General features: G+C 43.0%; 17 protein-coding genes. 2 read left to right on the forward strand and 15 right to left on the reverse strand.

Annotated elements, in window-relative coordinates; all coding sequences use genetic code 11:
- Positions 1 to 193: 193 nt before the first annotated feature.
- The 5 genes from J7E67_RS21860 to spoIIID all read right to left on the reverse strand — a co-directional run bounded on the left by J7E67_RS21860 (position 194) and on the right by spoIIID (position 3997).
- Entirely contained in the window at positions 194 to 631 is a 438-nt protein-coding gene (locus J7E67_RS21860; protein ID WP_214732828.1) for a hypothetical protein, read from the reverse strand.
- A 111-nt stretch (positions 632 to 742) separates the two neighbouring features.
- Positions 743 to 1177 carry a 3-hydroxyacyl-ACP dehydratase FabZ gene (gene fabZ, locus J7E67_RS21865; protein WP_168241240.1) on the reverse strand — a complete coding sequence of 145 codons (435 nt, stop codon included), beginning with the start codon at positions 1175 to 1177 and terminating at the stop codon, positions 743 to 745.
- A 92-nt stretch (positions 1178 to 1269) separates the two neighbouring features.
- Positions 1270 to 2067 carry a DNA-directed RNA polymerase subunit beta gene (locus J7E67_RS21870; protein ID WP_214732829.1) on the reverse strand — a complete coding sequence of 266 codons (798 nt, stop codon included), beginning with the start codon at positions 2065 to 2067 and terminating at the stop codon, positions 1270 to 1272.
- 460 nt (positions 2068 to 2527) lie between these two features.
- The gene (mreB, locus tag J7E67_RS21875; RefSeq protein WP_088090147.1) at positions 2528 to 3529 is read right to left on the reverse strand and encodes a rod shape-determining protein; all 1002 of its coding nucleotides are present in this window, start codon (positions 3527 to 3529) and stop codon (positions 2528 to 2530) included.
- A gap of 195 nt (positions 3530 to 3724) precedes the next feature.
- Positions 3725 to 3997, reverse strand: a complete 273-nt coding sequence (gene spoIIID, locus J7E67_RS21880) for a sporulation transcriptional regulator SpoIIID (protein ID WP_088090148.1) — start codon at positions 3995 to 3997, stop codon at positions 3725 to 3727.
- A 731-nt stretch (positions 3998 to 4728) separates the two neighbouring features.
- Between spoIIID and J7E67_RS21885 the strand changes: the two genes are divergently transcribed.
- A complete protein-coding gene (locus J7E67_RS21885; protein WP_214732830.1) occupies positions 4729 to 5049 on the forward strand; it encodes an MGMT family protein in 321 nt (106 codons plus the stop codon).
- A 60-nt stretch (positions 5050 to 5109) separates the two neighbouring features.
- Here the strand turns inward: J7E67_RS21885 and J7E67_RS21890 are convergent, their stop codons facing one another.
- From J7E67_RS21890 to spoIIQ, 3 genes are all read right to left on the reverse strand, one after another.
- Positions 5110 to 5604: an Ig-like domain-containing protein gene (locus tag J7E67_RS21890; protein WP_214732831.1), complete on the reverse strand. Its 495-nt coding sequence runs from the start codon at positions 5602 to 5604 to the stop codon at positions 5110 to 5112.
- Between the two features lie 258 nt (positions 5605 to 5862).
- On the reverse strand, positions 5863 to 7845 hold the full coding sequence (locus J7E67_RS21895; RefSeq protein WP_214732832.1) for a penicillin-binding transpeptidase domain-containing protein: 1983 nt from the start codon (positions 7843 to 7845) through the stop codon (positions 5863 to 5865).
- Positions 7846 to 8140: 295 nt separating this feature from the next.
- The gene (gene spoIIQ / locus J7E67_RS21900) at positions 8141 to 8980 is read right to left on the reverse strand and encodes a stage II sporulation protein SpoIIQ (RefSeq protein WP_214712061.1); all 840 of its coding nucleotides are present in this window, start codon (positions 8978 to 8980) and stop codon (positions 8141 to 8143) included.
- Between the two features lie 159 nt (positions 8981 to 9139).
- Between spoIIQ and J7E67_RS21905 the strand changes: the two genes are divergently transcribed.
- Positions 9140 to 9556 carry a VanZ family protein gene (locus J7E67_RS21905; protein ID WP_214732833.1) on the forward strand — a complete coding sequence of 139 codons (417 nt, stop codon included), beginning with the start codon at positions 9140 to 9142 and terminating at the stop codon, positions 9554 to 9556.
- On the opposite strand, the gene J7E67_RS21910 is transcribed toward J7E67_RS21905, so the two are convergent.
- The 7 genes from J7E67_RS21910 to J7E67_RS21940 all read right to left on the reverse strand — a co-directional run bounded on the left by J7E67_RS21910 (position 9531) and on the right by J7E67_RS21940 (position 15390).
- Positions 9531 to 10133 (reverse strand): hypothetical protein, encoded by a 603-nt coding sequence (locus J7E67_RS21910; protein WP_214732834.1) that lies wholly within the window; start codon positions 10131 to 10133, stop codon positions 9531 to 9533. The two genes, J7E67_RS21905 and J7E67_RS21910, sit on opposite strands and share 26 nt — an antisense overlap.
- 78 nt (positions 10134 to 10211) lie before the next feature.
- Complete coding sequence (locus J7E67_RS21915) at positions 10212 to 10532, reverse strand: nuclease-related domain-containing protein (protein WP_214732835.1); 321 nt, start codon at positions 10530 to 10532, stop codon at positions 10212 to 10214.
- Between the two features lie 479 nt (positions 10533 to 11011).
- Entirely contained in the window at positions 11012 to 12049 is a 1038-nt protein-coding gene (gene spoIID, locus J7E67_RS21920; protein ID WP_214732862.1) for a stage II sporulation protein D, read from the reverse strand.
- Between the two features lie 387 nt (positions 12050 to 12436).
- Entirely contained in the window at positions 12437 to 13747 is a 1311-nt protein-coding gene (gene murA, locus J7E67_RS21925; RefSeq protein WP_214732836.1) for a UDP-N-acetylglucosamine 1-carboxyvinyltransferase, read from the reverse strand.
- A 32-nt stretch (positions 13748 to 13779) separates the two neighbouring features.
- Entirely contained in the window at positions 13780 to 14556 is a 777-nt protein-coding gene (locus J7E67_RS21930) for a YwmB family TATA-box binding protein (protein WP_214712055.1), read from the reverse strand.
- A 168-nt stretch (positions 14557 to 14724) separates the two neighbouring features.
- Complete coding sequence (locus J7E67_RS21935) at positions 14725 to 14982, reverse strand: DUF1146 family protein (protein WP_088090158.1); 258 nt, start codon at positions 14980 to 14982, stop codon at positions 14725 to 14727.
- Positions 14983 to 15207: 225 nt separating this feature from the next.
- Entirely contained in the window at positions 15208 to 15390 is a 183-nt protein-coding gene (locus tag J7E67_RS21940) for a hypothetical protein (RefSeq protein WP_088090159.1), read from the reverse strand.
- Between the last annotated feature and the right edge of the window lie 35 nt (positions 15391 to 15425).

Consider the following 15425-nt stretch of genomic DNA (forward strand, 5'->3'; position numbering starts at 1 on the left):
CCTTTTGTCTACAATCTGAAGGGACAGGCAGATGCCAGTCCCTTTTTGTTTCAGATAAGCAAGTTTAAGTATTGAACTTAGATAACTGTCTAGCTCCAGCGCCCAGCGGCTAGTGTACTTCGCCCTTTTCCCTACGATAAGTCAAAGGGCTCCAGTCCATACGCCCTTAAACGGGCGCTTCCGCTTTTCTTATTTACTCGTCTTTATTGTCTCTATCATTCACGTCAATATCATCTTCGATTATTTCTTCCTTTTTAGTGTTGCTATCCTTAGTTGGATCTTTGTCGGTATCGGTATTTTTGTCCTCTGACGGTGGATAGTTGTTGTTGTTGTCGTTTAAGTCCAGGTTGTCATTTAAGTTATTGTTGTCGTTTAATCGATTGTTGTCGTTTAATTGATTGTTGTTAAGATTGTCATTGTTATTTAGGTTGTTATCTGCTGGATTATTCACAGCTGGTGGCGGTGGATTTTGATCATCATTGTCATTATTACAGCCTGTTAACACAACAGCAGATAAAATCGAACCTGCGAGCAAAAGAAATAACTTTTTCTTCAAATTCATGTACCCCTTCCAAACATAGTTTGACCTATCTTTTATTGGTCTGTTTTTAGGGTTCCCGACATCTTTCAATTGATAGCATGCATTTTTTTACAAAAATGTTCAAAGTTTATTGTTGCAACCATGTTTTGCGTTCCAACATGAATTAAAAGGCGACCAGAATCTTCCGGCCGCCTTCTCTTGTTATTCTTTTTTCTCGCCTAATGCAAATGTGATTTCCGCTTCGCAGGCAATTTCACCGTCAACAGTCGCAACAGCTTTCCCTTTGCCGATTGGTCCGCGCAAGCGTACAATTTCCACTTCAAGACGAAGCTGGTCGCCTGGCTTGACTTGCTTTTTAAAACGACAACCATCAATTCCTGCAAAAAAGGCTAAGCGGCCGCGGTTTTCTTCTTTTTTCAACATAGCGACAGCGCCAACCTGTGCCAGTGCTTCCACGATTAACACACCAGGCATCACTGGATAATCTGGGAAATGGCCGTTGAAAAATTCTTCATTGGCGCTGACATTTTTAATCCCGACGGCGCTTTTTCCTTCTTCCACTTCTAAAATTCGATCGACCAGCAAAAATGGGTAGCGATGTGGGATGATTTCTTTGATTTGTTCGATATCGAGCATTATTTAGTACCTCCTACTAGTAACAAGTGTTTATTTCCTATTCTACTACTTAAGGTATACAAAAAGGAAGGGATTTACGTCCCCTCCTTCATTTATTTTCCTTTTTGAACTAAATCAATAATATGTGTCCAAGTGGATTCCTGGAAAACTTCTGCTACTTTTCCGCCGCCAAGCAGCCCGTAACCGACAACAGCGCCTGCCGTCACACAGAAGATGGCCATTACTACTAATAGAACGAGCCGCAGCCAAATCGGAATGAGCCGTATTCTGATCCGTTGGTACGAAACAGGTGCTGTCTCCGCATTCTTACCCGCGCTGTTCGTGGTGTTTGACTCTTTGGACCTTTGGGCCTCACGAGTTGGGCTTGTTTTCGTTTCTTTGCCCCCTGGCTTCTCGCTTTTCTGACGCTGCTGTTTGGTTTTTGCCTGTAGGCCCGGATCCTGAGTTTTTCTTGCCACATTCAGGGCTGGTTTTTTTAAACCCTTTAGTCTACCTGCTACGTTCTTGGCTAGTATCTCTACAATCTTTGTTGGCGCTTGTTTCTCTACGACCTTCGTTTGTTGCGCTTCGTCCTTGGCCTGTTTCTCTACGTCCTTTATTTGTCGTGCTTCGTCCTTGGCCCGGTTCTCTACGACCTTCGTTTGTTGTGCCTCGTCCTTGGCCCGGTTCTCTGCGTCCTTTATTTTCCGCGCCTCGTCCTTGGCCCGTTTCTCCGCGTCCTTTATTTGCCGCGCCTCGTCCTTGGCCCGGTTCTCTGCGTCCTTTACCTGGCGCGCCTCATCCTTGGCCTGTTTCTCTGCGTCCTTTTTCCGTTGCAGCTCTTCGGCTTTAGCGCGCTTGTAATCTTCTCTCGTGCTATATTGTTCATGGTTTGAATTATTTACTGACATTTCTTAATTCCCCTTTAACTGAAGTCCGTCCATTTGTTTTTATCTAGAATGGTTGACCCCGGATTCAGTGAGTTAGTACATATTATAACCATTAATTGTATTCAACTCATGTTGCTAAGTCATTCAATTTATAATTTTAAAAAAATAATTTTTCCAATTCATTACCTCTATTATAAAAAATAAATTGAAAATACTCATCAACTTTTTACAGGAAATAGTCAATAAACGTTGAAATAGCTCAATTTTTGTCGCTTTCTTTGGTTTTTAAGGTGTATTATTGCAAAATTATTCCTCCGAACCCAAATAAAAAAGCCCAATGATCGAGGCTTGTCCTGCCTGCTTCATTAGACTTTTTGTATCCAAAGTATGATGTCATACAACAGCAAACCTAGAAAGGGCCAAAGTGATTAATTGTTTATCCAATTTCTACTCGCAGGCAAAGGACAATTTTTCGAAAAAATCATCCAAACTTCCGATTTGGAATCTTGTCGATGTTATCTAGCATAATTCCTGTTCCAATTGCTACACAATCCATTGGATTTTCTGCGACAAGTACTGGAACCTTTAATTCGTCCGCTAGTAGCATGTCGATACCGTGCAGCAATGCTCCGCCACCCGTTAAAATCACACCGCGGTCAATGATGTCAGCCGATAGTTCTGGCGGTGTGCGCTCAAGAACGCTTTTTGCAGCCTGTACGATCACGGCCACTGATTCACGCAAGGAGCCTTCGATTTCTTCCGAACGAACAGAGATGGTACGCGGCAGACCGCTAACCATGTCACGGCCGCGGATTTCCATTTCTTCCGAGCGTGATCCTGGGAAAACTGTCCCGATGTTGATTTTAATATTTTCAGCTGTGCGCTCACCGATTAACAGTTTGTACTCGCGCTTGATGTAGTTGAGGATTTCCATGTCGAACTTGTCGCCGGCCATTTTGATGGAGGAGGAAGTCACGATATCGCCCATTGAAAGAACAGCCACATCCGTCGTTCCTCCACCGATGTCCACTACCATGTTTCCGCTCGGTTGGAAAATGTCCATTCCCGCACCAATTGCAGCTACCTTTGGTTCTTCTTCTAAGTAAATCTTTTTCCCGCCGCTCTTTTCTGCAGCTTCTTTGATCGCCTTTTGCTCAACGCTTGTAATATTCGTTGGGCAGCAAATCAGAATGCGCGGCTTCGATAGAAAGCCTTTTACGTTCAACTTATTAATAAAATGCTTTAACATTGCTTCTGTCACATCAAAGTCAGCGATCACGCCATCTTTTAATGGGCGGATCGCTACAATGTTCCCAGGTGTCCGACCAACCATGCGGCGGGCTTCTTCACCAACAGCAAGTACGCGATTTGTATTTTTGTCAATTGCCACTACGGACGGCTCATTTAATACGATTCCACGGCCCTTGACGTGAATTAACACGTTAGCCGTTCCTAGATCAATCCCAATATCTCTTGCAAACATTCTCTTTTCTTTCCTCCTTAAAACGGTATCCACATACTTTTCCTAATTGTATATTGTACCATACTCATTAAAATTTCCATACTTTTAGAAAAGAAAAGATGGTATATTTTGCAGAAGGATGTCGAGTTAAGGAATTCTAGAGAATGCCCTTGAAATATTTTGTTTTCTCAGCTTGAATGATTCGGAAATTGAGGTCTATTTTACAGTTTCGCCTTCCTTTTCTTCTTTTTGATATTTCATTTTCGTTGCCTCTCCCCCCCGGAGATGACGGATCGATTTATGATAATCTAGAATACCTTTAACCTCATTTGCCAACTCTGGATTAATCTCAGGAAGTCTCTCAGTTAGATCCTTATGGACTGTACTTTTGGATACGCCAAACTCCTTCGCAATCACGCGAACCGTTTTCCTCGTCTCCACGATATACTTTCCAATCTTGATAGTTCTCTCTTTGATGTAATCGTGCACACTCTCGCCCTCCCTAAATTGGATGTGAGTAGTGTGAAATGAGACCCGCTTATCACTTCGACGAATTCTGCTTCCGTTTTGGTGTCTGTTTTGGTGTCATCAATTTTGGTGTCATGGTAGTGTCATTTTTGGTACCATTTTGGTGTCACCATTTTGGTGTTACTATTTGGTGTTACCATTTTGGTGTCAGGCACCATTAAAAGACATTTGTCTACCAGTGGAGGACACTTCCATTGATGAGTGTCAGGCACCAGACGGCAGAAAGTAATTTACCTTCTGACTATACGATGAATAATCATGTCCCCGACTGAATATCCGCTAATTTCAAACGACTCTTCACCTCAAACACTCTCTTTGTAAAGGTTTGTAATCATTTTATTAGCTTGGATACGGGATTATGCTATAAATACTCAATCTGGACAAGATGTTATTCCAAAGTTTTTTGAAAATTGGACTTCTTACTTATTTTCGACAATCGTGGAGAATCTTCCAGAATCGCATGATATAAGGGTTTTGGACTGGAAATATCACTCTCTCAGCATTTATTTCCCGAGAAATTTGTCGAGAGAAAATTATTCAAATATGGCGATAATTATTGGAATGAGGAGAGAATTTAGGTTTCGAAAGCCCGTACTTGATATGATTTGAGGCAATTTTTTACAAAAAGGATTGTTCAATTTATTATATTTTTGATACCTTTTTGATATGTACTTTTCGAAAGGACGATCACGATGACACCTTTTACGGAAAATGTAGTGGAAATTATTCGCAGTATCCCTGAAGGCAAGGTTGCGACTTATGGTCAGATCGCTGGGCTCGCTGGAAGCCCCCGTGCTGCCCGCCAAGTTGTCCGCGCCCTCCATTCCATGAGCAAGAAGCACCGCCTCCCCTGGCACCGCGTCATCAACGCTAAGGGGCAAATCGCCCTCCTAGATGACGCGTCCTACAATGAGCAAAGGCTGTCGTTAGAGGCAGAAGGCGTGGAAATCGGTCTAAACGGGGTCATTGATCTGGCGCGGTATCAGTGGAAGCCTTCCCTTCCCTCCCACTGAAGTAATCTAACGAAAAAAAGGGGCTCCATCAGCCCCTTTCCCACTTTACTATCCTAAAGTTTAATATACTTTTACCGTCCGGGCGGCACTGGTTAATCCTTTTGGATCCGTTGCCGTTACAGAAAAAGAAGTTCCTCGTTTTTGCCTCGGGATACTTACTTTAAAGCTCCCATAACTATTTGCCCTTGCCCAATACATTCTCATACCAATCCACACTTTCACGACGGCAAGCTTTTCTGTTTTTCCAGTAACCCATGCTGATTTGTTGTTAACGGCATTGACCACTGGGATGTTAGGGGCAATTCTCGTCACTTGTATTGTCTTTGGTAAGCTCGTTCCCCCTGCATCCGTCACAGTCACGCTTAAGACCGTGCCGCTGTTTTGGGCAGGAATAGACACCGTAAACTTTCCATTGGCATCAGCATTGCCTTTATAGGAGGATGCTCCTGCTTTCACCGTAACCACAGCGGATTTTACCGTTACACCCGTCACTGTGGTCGCTTTGTTGGTAACAGGATTCACCGTCGGGCTATTTGGCGGCACTTCTACGACCACGTTCCTGGTTTACTTATGTGGTTCGCTGAATTGTCCAGGTGGGAATCTCTGAAAATCGGAGCATGGTCGGGGAGTTGGACAGTAAAACCTAAACCCCGACAGTATAGGCCCAAGTGGACTGTAAATAGGTATTCCCGCAACACCCCCAACTAAAAATGACCACAAAACAAAGAAAAACACCTAGCCGCCTAGGTGTTATCCCAAATCTATTTAAAAGTCCACATGGTGGTGCCTGTCACCAACCCATCCATCCTCCATTTACCGCACCAACTCAAATACCTTCTTCACTTTCTTCACGGGCACCAGCGAACCGCCCCGGCCCTGGACGTTCTCGACCATCATCGCCACCATCAAACTTGGCGACTCAGTGTTGTAACCAATAAACCATCCATTTTCCGTGCCCGTTTCGCCCTGTTTCTGTTTTATTTCCGCCGTCCCCGTTTTACCAGCCAACGGATACCCCAATATATCGGCAGCATGGGCCGTTCCGCCAGTGTCACCAACGACCTTCCGTAAATCTGACGCAATGACGCCGGCGTGTTCAGGCGAAACCACCGCCTCTTTCAGCACCTGACCCTTCTGCTCATCCGCCAAAAGAATCGGCTTCACCATATTGCCATTATTCACATACGGCGTATAACTAGACAGCAGATGGACAATACTCATCTGAATTTGCCCCTGGCCATAACCAGAATCGGCCAGCGAGATATCCCGATCGAGCGCGCCAATCGTAGATTTTTCGAGTGGGAACGGGAACGCCAAATCTTCCCCAAACCCAAATTTCTTCAGCCCATCCGCAAACGCATCTTTCCCCGTTTTCAATGCTGCCTGAGCAAAATAAATATTATCGGAGAACACCAATGCTTTTTCAAGATTAATCGGGCTGCCGCCATGGACCCGCGTCACAAAATAGCCGCCCCACGATTTATCCTTTTGCCATTTCAACCCTAGAATCGGCACCGCCAGCTCCGGCGTGATCGCCCCGCTCGACAAAGCCACCGCTGCCGTAATCGGCTTCATGACCGAACCCGGCGCATAGGCCTGTTTAAACCGCGTTGAGAGCGGCTGTTGCTTATTATCCTGCAGCGCCTTCCACTCATCCGCCGAGAAGCCAAGCATCGCTTGATTCGGATCAAACGAAGGCGTGCTGACAAGCGCCAGCGTTTCACCCGTCACAGGGTTTATGGCCGCACCCGTGCCGGCTTCCTTGCCAAGTTCATCAAAAATAGCCGCCTGAACATCCGCATCGATCGTCAACTTCACATTCTTTCCATCTTCGACCGGTTTTTCTGCAAGCACCTCGGCATCACCATTCTTCTTTTTAATCGTAATCTTCACACCGGGCTTCCCTTTTAACTGCTCGTCATACACTTGCTCGAGCCCTCTTTTTCCAATCATATCACTGCTCGTGTACCCTTTATCCTTCAATTTTTCCAACTCATCTGCCGTAATCGCCCCAACATAACCAATCAGATGCGCCGAAGCCTGATCATACGGATAAATCCGTGCCTCCACCTTCCTCGTCTGCACTGGCTCGAGCGCAATCAACTGGGCAATCCGCTCCTCATCCTGCATCGACACCCGCTTCAACGGCACAAACAGCTCCGGCTTTACCCAACTCGCCGTAATCGCCTTCTTGATTTGATCCGGGCTCATTTTTAACAGCGAGGCTAACGGTTCCAACACTTGGTCCGTCACCTTCCCAGCAACCACGCCAACCTCGTACACCTGACCATTCACCGCCAGCCCGATGTCATTGCGATCAAGAATCTCCCCTCTTTGCGGCGCATCCGTACTAATCCCGATCTTATCACCTTCCTGCAATTTTGGAAAAATGAACTCAGTATTCCAGTCTACATACCAATTCTTCTTGTCGTCTCTTTCTTCTTTTTGCAACTGAGCTTTCTGGGTGAATTGAATAGCTCCAGCGATGCTATTCATTTTCGCGTTAAAAGAATATTGGGCTTGTTCTTTGTCTGCCTGCTTATCCTCTTTCGGTTTTTTGAAGTCAATCTTGAGGTCAGTAATCTGAAGGTCTTTGTAGATTTTATGATAGCGGTTCGTAAATTCTTCTTTGGTGATTTTTTTCTGGGCATCCGTTGAAAGATAATCATACATCTGATCAAACTTCTGCTCATTCCACAAAGCTATGTACTTAGAAAATCGATCCTGTGGCGTCGGTTCCTTACTGCAGCCAGCGACTAGTAGAATCAGAAACATGGCTGCTACTATTTTTCTCAATGAAATCCCCCCTTTTATTACCATTTTAACACAGATGCTAGAAACACCTTTTAAATTTTCCTCAACAAAAAATCCAGTCTTGTCTTACACACTGGATTTCGGTCTCGTTATATATAATTGGTATCCGTATAGAGCTAGAGCAAAAGGTAATTGATCTTTCTTTTTCATAAAATTAGACCTCCAGTGAGGAATTCTTTACCAGAGTTAGTATCTCTGCCTTTATGCCATTTAATTCCTCAAAAGCCATCTAAACGAAAAAAAGAGGAAAGAATTCCCCTTCCCCTTTGTAACGATATTATGAATTTGCATTTTTTGTAGAAGTAGATGATTCTTCGTCCACATTTGTTTCTTGGTCGGAAGAGTTTGCTGGGTCTTCAATCTTTTGTTGTTCTTCCTTCATTTGTGGAGTTTCTACTGATTCGCTTGCCTTGTCATTCGAAAGTTCGGCTTCCTGTAACGTGCTTAACGATTTGTTAAAATAGTTAGTGGGATTTACAGCAATTCCATCTTTACGAATTTCAAAATGTACATGTGTTCCAGCTTTTTCATTGAACAAGCTTTGTCCAGCCGTGGCAAGAACTTGTCCCTGTTTTACTTCTTCGCCAACCTTGATCTTTATGTCTTTTACGGATTGATATTGTGTTACAATACCTTTGTCGTGTTCCACTTCAATGACATTCCCAAGGACTGCATCTTCATCAACTCGTGTGACCGTACCGCTTAATGCTGCAACGACATTAAAGGACTCATCATCTTTCATGGTAACGTCGATTCCAGTGTTTGGTTGGTAGGTATTGTTATAAAATACCAATGCCGCTTCCTGGTCTTCTGTTTTTCCATTGAAATCATAGAATTTCGTTTTAACGACTGCTGCATCTGCATTTTCCACTGGCATTTTGAAGTCTTCAAGTGTTTTGCTAACTTCAATCGCTGGTTCTTGGTTCTTTTTACCGGCAATATCAGTGGATTTGTAATCGTATTTGTCTGTCGCACTGTTGCTCGATTGATACCATAGTACTGCGGTCAGAATGAGTGCTGCACTTGCAATATAGATGGCTGGAAATACCCAACGCTTTTTGAAAAAGCGTTTTACGCTGGAACTTTGAGAAGATCGTTTGTTTTCTTCCTCTCTCATTTTCATCACCTCAGCAATCATTCTGAACAGATAAGTAGAATTATATACACGAGCGAAAAAAATTTTTTTGAACTTATTTTTTAACAGTGTTTATGTTTTTATGCATGAAGGGTGAAAAATTATTTTAAAAGTGTTTTTACGATATAGGAGGAAATTTTCATGAAAATCATAAAATGGGTGTGGCGGGTGCTCCCGTTTGCCTATATGGCGGCCATTTGGATTATGTCGAGTCTGCCAGCGGATCATTTTGTAAAGCTGCCCGATTCCCAAATCGACCACTTTATAAAGGAATCGTTACATTTAATAGAGTTCGCGATTTTGTATGTTTTGCTCGTGCTAGCGATGTTAACTCGCCGCGCTGCTTTCACACCAGCGTTGAATATAGCTTGTGCAGTCTTAGCTGCTCTCTACGGCATCAGTGACGAAATCCACCAATCATTCTATTCCTATCGCTCTTCCTCGCTCTTTGACCTTGTAAAAGACTTCACAGGGATCTTGGTTAGTTTTTATTTTATCAGAGGGGCATTGTTTAAAGGGAAGTTTACGCGGCTTAGGAAGGTGCTGGGGCGTGTGTAGCCACTTTTGACCTTTTGGGAAAATAAATTCTACCTTTAAATACCCCTTTATAGGCTAGATTCATCGATTTTACAATGTTATTTGCACTTTTAGGGGAGTCAATATGAAGAAAACGTCTCAACTCAGAGTTCGTAATCGAGGGCTTTATTAAAAGAAAGTAATCGTTGAGCGCTTGGATATGGACTGTTTTTGATTTACACTTACAATTCGGACAGACCCATGTTCCGTAAATATATTTCATGGGTAAACAGTTACATATAGGGCATTGAACACCTGTGGGGAGATCATTTTTAGAAAGATGAAAATGTTCGAGTAAATCGGGATCTTCCGGAGTATCATTGGTTAATATCAATCTTTTAACCTTACCCAACTCTTTCTTATTAAGTTTCTCATCTTTATTTTGGCTAGCAATCTGCGTAATTTTTTCTAGTAAGCCTTCACTATTGCAGATATTTCGCAGGATTTGTTCATGACCCGATTCAACACGAATCATAGCCCTTTGGTTACTATTGACAAAAAGATAGTGAATTGGAATCTCACGGCAATTATGCTTCTTCAGCCAATTTTTTAGTTTCAACGCCTGCAGCTTGGCTTGTAATACGGGATTCTTAATTCGCTCATCCTTACCATTATTTTTTAGGATTGTTTGATTTAATTATTTTTGGAAGTGGTACTCCCCCGTTCGGTTCTTCACTTCAAGAGCTAAGGCAAATGCGGCACTAAGGAGTAGAATATCAATCTGGAAAAAATACTTCCCTAATTGAAGGCGAATGTTATGGAAAATAAGATAGTTTGTGTCGGGGAGCATACTTAAGTGGAAGTCTAGAGATTTTTCTCCGTGGTAACCGGCCATCCAGTTCTTATATTCGGTTAATAAAGCTGGTTGAATTGGGTGATTTTCATTAATTCTTCGGATAAGTGCCTCATATTTTTGGATTCTCAACGGAAGTAAACATTCTTTTGCAAACAATCGCATCAGTCCTTTCTCTTTTTTTTAAAATTTCTCCTTTCACATGGAAAATCCTGCAATAATCGACAATTTTTTTTTGTCCATTTTATGAACTTAAGTTACCTTTTTTAAAACGTTTTATATTTATCTGCCGCTTTGATCTTTTTATCTGCCACTTTTCGGATTTATCTGCCACTTTGATTATTTTATCGGCCACTTTCTACAACTTATCTGCCACTTCCCTTTTTTCACCCTCAAACCACCTTCAACCATCACATTTATAGCTAAAAAGCCAGGTGTTTTTCCTGGCTTAGGTCACTTTCTTTTCCTTTTATTAGAATCAAGCCTATTGAACTGGATTCTCTACCAATTTTCCACCTTTTAAGTTACCTTTTTAGAACGTTTTGATATTTATCTACCGCTTTGGTCATTTTATCTGCCACTTCCTCTTTTCACCCTCTAAAACAGAAAAGCCAGGCATCCCTCCAGCCTGGCTCCCCACATATTCATTTCTTCGCAGTAACCGTATCTAGCATATGATCCGCCGACGTAATCTCGACTCCCTGATAATAATGCATCACAATCTCCTTATAACTCTTTCCTTCCGCAGCCATTCCGTTAGCCCCGTATTGGCTCATTCCGACGCCATGACCGAATCCCTTGGTGGTAATCACAATATTATCGCCCTTACGCTTCCAGGCAAAGTCAGATGACCGCAGATTCAGTTTATCGCGGATATCGCGCCCGCTCAAAACCTTTCCATTAAAATCAACCTTGCCGACACGTTTCCCCTCTGTCCGGTCGACAATTTTTCCAATCGTTGACCCCGAACCGAGCTTCACTCCAAGCCGCGCTTCAAACTGATGAACCGTCATGACCTTTTGACTGTTAAATTTCGGGGAATTTTTATCCCATGGACTGGATACACTTCTTAAGTATGGGATGTTGCCTGCCCAATAATCTTCCGAGTTTTCCGTATATCCATTACTCGTGGAGAAGAACAATGCATCTATCGGCTCGCCATCATAGGCCAAAATTTGCCCAGCCGTTGCCCGAACAGCGTTTAAAACCTTCTTCCTTTTCGCGTCGTACTCCATTCCCCATTCCCTTCTTAGTTCATCATCATTCATGTAAACCTGATGGATTTGGGTGTCCGTTACCTGCGCACCTTTAGGGACGCCGAGCGTATCCTTACTTAGTAACCTTTTCACGATATATGTTCTCGCTGTTAGTGCCTGGGCCTTCAGGGCTTCTTCCTTAAACTCTGCCGGCATCTCAGCTGCTACCACACCAACGAGGTAATCTTCTAATGGTACATTCTCAATTTGGGATTTTGAGGTACGGAACACCGCAACTTCGACGGCCGGATCGGAAGAAGTGGACACCGCTTTGGTTTCTTTGGCCGGGGTCTTGGTTAAATCCTCCCCTAACTTTCCACTCGCCCGATGCTCATCCGAAAACGGTAACACGAGAACTGCGGGAATTATTAATGTCAAGGCAATGAGGACTGCTGCTAGTACGACGAAAGGTTTGATTTTTTTCATGATAGTGCCTCCAGTTTGCAAATTCACAACCCCGCCTACAGCACAGGCGGGTTGCGTCTCAATTAATACATATGGAGGCGGACAAGCATTTATTACGGATTTTTTATATAAATAAAAAACGGGTGTTAGGCACCGCTCGTGGACAAATGTCTTTTATTGGTGTCAGGCACCACTCAAACACAAATGTCCTTCTATGGTGTCAGGCACCAAATAAACATAAATGTCCACGCCACACGGACACACCCGCGCCGCGATTCCCGGAAAATTCAAAAAGGCCCTGATTCTACATCAGGGCCCGTTGTTTTGCGTTTGCTTTTATTGGCTGTAGGAATTTGGTTAAGCGTCGCCTAACAAATCCGATACAAGTTACACGATCTAAGATCCAAACTAAGCGTTCATATCCGATACGAAGTCTTGGACTTCTGTGAATATTTCGTCTGCTTCAGTAACACGTTCGATGTCGGCGCCTAGGCTTGCTAGCTTGCCGTGGAAGTCCACGTAGCCGCGGTCTAAGTGTTTCAACTCGGTCACGCGTGTCATGCCTTCAGAAACTAAACCAGTCAAAATTAATGCGGCAGCGGCACGTAGATCTGTTGCAGATACTTCCGCACCTTGTAAATTGGAAGAACCATTTAAAATAACAGAACGGCCTTCAATTTTGATGTCGGCATTCATGCGGCGGAATTCCTCAACATGCATAAAACGGTTTTCGAACACAGTTTCTGTAATCATCGAGGTGCCGTTTGCGCGAAGCAACAACGCCATCATTTGTGATTGCATATCGGTTGGGAAACCTGGATGCGGCATCGTTTTGATGTCGACAGCCTTCATACGATCGGTTCCGATGACACGAACGCCATCTTCTTCCTCACGAATCGTGATACCCATTTCCACCATTTTTGCAATCAAAGATGATAAATGTTCAGGAACTGCGCCCTTTACCAATACATCTCCGCCTGTAATCGCAGCAGCCACCATAAAGGTTCCCGCTTCGATTCGGTCAGGAATAATATGGTGGTCTGCGCCAAATAACACGTCCACACCTTCAATACGAAGGGTCCCAGTGCCAGCGCCGCGAACCTTAGCGCCCATCTTATTCAGGAAGTTTGCAAGGTCAACGATTTCTGGTTCTTTTGCCACGTTCTCAATAATGGTCGTACCAACCGCAAGAGTTGCAGCCATCATAATGTTTTCGGTAGCCCCAACACTTGGGAAATCCAAATAAATCTTTGCACCTTGTAAGCGGCCATTAACCTCCGCTTCAATAAAACCGTTTCCTACCTTAACTGACGCTCCCATGGCTTCAAAGCCTTTGAGATGCTGATCGATAGGACGGGATCCAATAGCACAGCCACCCGGCAGGGCCACACGTGCACGGCCATTTCGAGCGAGTAATGACCCCATGACAAGCACAGACGCGCGCATCTTTCGAACATATTCGAACGGCGCCTCATCCTTTAACACTCTGGATGCATCTACTACGACTGTATTGTTTTCAAACGACACTTCAGCGTTTAAGTTGCGTAAAACTTCATTAATTGTGTATACATCGGAGAGTGTAGGTACATCACGAATTACACTTTTTCCGTCACTTGCTAATAATGTTGCAGCGAGTACAGGCAAGACAGCATTTTTTGCGCCTTCTACTTTAACAGTTCCATCAAGCCTTTTTCCGCCGCGGACGATAATCTTTTCCAAGAGTATTCCCCTCCGCGTCCATTTTCTCTATATTAATATTCAATCGTAATGATTGGTGTGCCAACTACTATGGTAGTCTTACCGCCCAATCCTTCGGAGCGTATACCAATTTGTAAATTCATGTTATCTCTTTGATTATCTATGGAGCCTTTAAACATCGGCGAGTTCGCCGAAACAGACATGAATGTCTCCTCTTTTAACGCTTCGATTTCTTTTGCTTTAAATACGGACAGCAAATGATTCGCTGTCTTCGGTAAAGCCGTATTCATCTTATCACCGACCGTACCTTTCATACAAGAGAAAATTGTTGGTTTCCCTCGAAATATGTTCGACAGCCTAGATTTAAATTGACGGGTCGTGAAATAGGCCTCAGTAGACTTGTTCCACTCTTTACCACTGATACTATATACTATATACGCATTAACCGGTTGTTTTGTGTGGGTTGCCATCATTTGAAGCTTTTCTATGTGGTGTTTAGTCGTTGGAGATACTGCCGTAACTTCCCATTTTTCGCTGGTACTTTTTACAGACCATTCCCAATCAGGAAACTTCGTTTGAAGCTCTTTAGCATATTCCTTAACTTCCTGCTCACTTTTTAGGCCATCCAAATGCTCTCTTGCATAAAAAGTCCAATCATCGAGCAAAATATCTTCGGCTTGTAAAATAGAGCCGATTTTCGTTAAGTCCATTTCTTTTTGAAAAATGGAGCCGATTCCGCCACCGTTTGCTTCAGTTTGGTTCCCAATAACAACCAGGATTAAACTGATGATTGTTATCACGCTCAAAAGGATCTTACGATTTCTCTTCATCTCTACTCCCCCTCATTACCATTGTTACCAGGTACAGGAGTAGCATACTTGGGAAATGTCGTCACTTTTAGACAAGTTCCAAACTTTATGACAGTTCATTTGAAGTTATTTTTCCACATAAAGACGATTGTACTCAATTTATTAACAAATTGGAACATGTACGAAGACCTAAATTTTTACCAATTGTATATTTTGCATAATCAAAGGTAGTTGTCTAGACCATTGGAGATAATCAAGGAAAAAGTTACTAACAGAGGATCCGACGAAAATTGCTAATAATATGTAAAGTAAGCGCGCCTGAAATACATGGTTGGGTTTCAGCAATTTTTCTAAACGGATTGCTTGTAGGGCCCACCAGGAAATCGTTATAAAAATTAAATGAGACAGGATACTTAACACGGCAATTTGCCCAAAATCATTTATCACTCGGTAACCTCCTTTTTTCACACAAAGATTATTCTATCACAAAGAAGGTCAGAAAAGTTTCCTTTTGTATCCATTTTTAAAAAATAAACACATTTTCTATCTTTTAAAAAAAATTCACCTTCCAATGACTCGAATCGAAGGCGAATTTTTATTGTTTTATCTGGTCGGTTAACACGACCTTGGTTTCTAATACCGTACAAAAATACATAACCCACGCACTTACCATTAATTTACCTGATTCCAAACCCTGCCTAGATTTAATGGGACATATACTTTCTCGCCCTGTATTTCCTTGTGTATGATCGGATTTTCAAAATTCGAATCCCAGCTATGATCTACTCTAATTTTGCGCCGGGCTCTGATGTTTCCTCCAAAAAAATCACCTAAGTTCACTCTTGAAAATTTCATCCACCTTACCCCTTTCTTCCTATGATGAGGGATAG

Source organism: Bacillus sp. ISL-46 (assembly GCF_018613205.1).